Annotated in this window: 4 protein-coding genes; 2 read left to right on the top strand and 2 right to left on the bottom strand. The window is 66.5% G+C overall.

Going from position 1 to position 2,350, the window contains the following annotated elements; all coding sequences use genetic code 11:
- Positions 1 to 47 precede the first annotated feature (47 nt).
- A complete protein-coding gene (locus ABFX29_RS06415) occupies positions 48 to 728 on the top strand; it encodes a class I SAM-dependent methyltransferase (protein WP_152225877.1) in 681 nt (226 codons plus the stop codon).
- Here the strand turns inward: ABFX29_RS06415 and ABFX29_RS06410 are convergent.
- Positions 725 to 1,339, bottom strand: coding sequence for a dihydrofolate reductase family protein (locus ABFX29_RS06410; RefSeq protein WP_152225875.1), 615 nt, complete (start codon positions 1,337 to 1,339; stop codon positions 725 to 727). The two genes, ABFX29_RS06415 and ABFX29_RS06410, sit on opposite strands and share 4 nt — an antisense overlap.
- Positions 1,340 to 1,429: 90 nt before the next feature.
- Positions 1,430 to 1,984: an acyl-CoA thioesterase gene (locus ABFX29_RS06405; protein ID WP_152225873.1), complete on the bottom strand. Its 555-nt coding sequence runs from the start codon at positions 1,982 to 1,984 to the stop codon at positions 1,430 to 1,432.
- A 125-nt stretch (positions 1,985 to 2,109) separates the two neighbouring features.
- Here ABFX29_RS06405 and ABFX29_RS06400 point away from each other — a divergent pair, with 125 nt between their 5' ends.
- The gene (locus ABFX29_RS06400) at positions 2,110 to 2,322 is read left to right on the top strand and encodes a hypervirulence associated TUDOR domain-containing protein (protein WP_152225871.1); all 213 of its coding nucleotides are present in this window, start codon (positions 2,110 to 2,112) and stop codon (positions 2,320 to 2,322) included.
- Positions 2,323 to 2,350 lie beyond the last annotated feature (28 nt).

Genomic DNA, 2,350 nt, shown 5'->3' with positions numbered 1-2,350 from the left:
GCGCCGCCGGGCTTGGTGGCAACGGCACGCGGAACTAGAGTTCAACCATGCAGGAAAACCCCGCTCATCAGCATGATCCGCAGGACGAGCCACCGGCTCCGCCCCACGAATTCTGGGACGGGTTCTACCGTGAACGCACCCAGGTGTGGAGCGGGAACCCCAACGCGCTGCTGGTGCGCGAGGTCGAAAGACTGAATCCAGGCACCGCACTTGAGCTTGGCTGCGGAGAAGGCGCCGACGCCGTCTGGCTGGCAAAGCAGGGCTGGGAAGTGACCGGCCTGGACATTTCAGCTGTGGCCCTGGAGCGTGCCGCTGCGCACGCTGAGGAAGCCGGCGTCGGGCAGCTGGTCACCCTGGTTGAGGCTGATCTGGCGGAGTGGTCCGCCACGGATCCCGGAACCGACCCCGGCTATGACCTGGTCTGCGCCCAGTACCTGCACTCCCCCACCGAACTTCCACGTAACGCGATCCTGCTGCGTGCAGTCTCAGCCGTGGCACCGCGCGGCCGCCTCCTCGTCGTCGGGCATCAGGACTTTCCGCCGTGGGGACGCCACCCGGCACCGGATCCAGCCCTGCCCACCGCCGAGGAGCTGGCGGAGGAACTCGGCCTGAGGGCCCGCGGCTGGATTATCGAGACCGCCGAAGCGATCCCCCGCACCGTCCAGGGTCCTGAAGGCCAGGAAGCCGTGGTCCATGACAACGTGCTGCTGGCCCGGCGGGGGGCTTAGGCCTTCCGCCGCATCTCAGCCGAGGCAAACGGCCTCGGCAGCAGGGACAGTGCCACCACCCCGGACTTGGTCACGTGGGAACCTGTGACCATAAACGACGACGGCGCCGCGCCGTCCTCGAACAGGTGCTTCCCCGTGCCGACCACCACGGGAAAGAGCAGCAGGCGGTATTCATCCACCAGGTTGGCGTCGTGGAGGGTGCGGGCCAGCTGGTAGCTGCCGTGCACCTGCAGTTCACCGTGTCCCTGGGCCTTGATCTCCGTGACTGTGCGCACCACGTCTCCGGGGATGACTGTGGTGTTATGCCAGGTGGGCTCGGTCACCGTGCGGGAGACCAGGTACTTCGGCAAATGGTTCAGGGAGTCCGCCATGGTGTCGGACGGGTCCGTAACCAGCTCCCAGTACGGCTGCATCATCTCGTAGGTGGTCCGGCCCAGCAGCAGCGCGTCCGCCTGCCGGAACCATCCCGAAACCAGCTGGTCCATTTCCTCATCCGCCAGCGGGACCAGCCACCCGCCGCGGTCGAATCCGTTGGAGGGGTCTTCGTCCAGGCCGCCGGGCCCCTGCATTACGCCGTCCATGCTGAGGAATGTGTTCACGGTCAGCCGCATGGCGGGCACCTCCGGAATCCAGCACACTGTTCACCGCGACGCGCGGCTACCCTCAGGCTCGGTCAGCGGGCCGCGGCAGTCAAGGGTAGGTCAGGCAGCCCAGGCGTGCGGTGCCGGACGGCGGGTGCCCGGCAAGGCCACGTTGGCCCGCCAGTCCGCGATCCACTCCGGCAGCACCAGGTCTTCGGGCGGGCGGCGGCCCACGGCCTCGAAGATTTCCTCGTTGCTGACCGGGCCCTTCTTGGAGAGCATCCGGGTGGCGATGAACGCGCTGGCGTAGATTTCGCCGTCCACCACCATGCGCTGTTCGAAGTAGATGGCGCGGTCATCAAACCCGATGATCCTGGTTTCAATGCTGTAGCGCTGCCACGGTTCCAGGGACTTGCGGAAGCTGATGGTCTCGTTGCTGATCACCGGGCCCCAGCCCTTGCGGCGCATCAGCTTCCAGAAACCGCTGCGGATCATCAGGTCGAACCGGCCCAGGTCCATCAGCGAGAGGTACATGCCGTTGTTGACGTGGTTCGCGAAATCCAGATCCGTGGGCAGAACGCGCATGGGCAGTGAGGACGTCTGGAACAGGTCCAGTTTGGGCCTCCGGCGGCGTGCGGTCAGGAGCAGCAGCAGGGTGCGGAAGATCAGGTGCATGCCGCCATATTACCCACGAGTAACTTAGGCGCGTGTGAACCTGCGGCTGTGTTTCTGCAGGCCGCGGGGCGAATACGGGCGACTACTCGTTACACCGGGGACGCCGCAGTGTTATGACTCTGCGCATGAGTGAGGAATTCAAGGTGGGCGACCGGGTGCGGTGGAACTCGCGCACGGGGGCCGTCACCGGTGAAGTGACCGAAGTCCACACCGCCGATTTCGAGTTCATGGGACGGCGGCGGCTGTGCACCGAAGAGGACCCGCAGTACAAGGTGCGCAGTGACTCCACCGCGCTGCACGCGGTCCACCGGGCGGGCGCCCTGCGGCGCCTGGGCTAGTTCTCCGTCCCGGCGCACGACGGCGGCG

This window comes from Arthrobacter gandavensis (assembly GCF_039528575.1).
GTDB classification, from domain to species: domain Bacteria; phylum Actinomycetota; class Actinomycetes; order Actinomycetales; family Micrococcaceae; genus Arthrobacter_B; species Arthrobacter_B citreus_B.
This window is presented reverse-complemented; position numbering and strand designations above follow the sequence as displayed.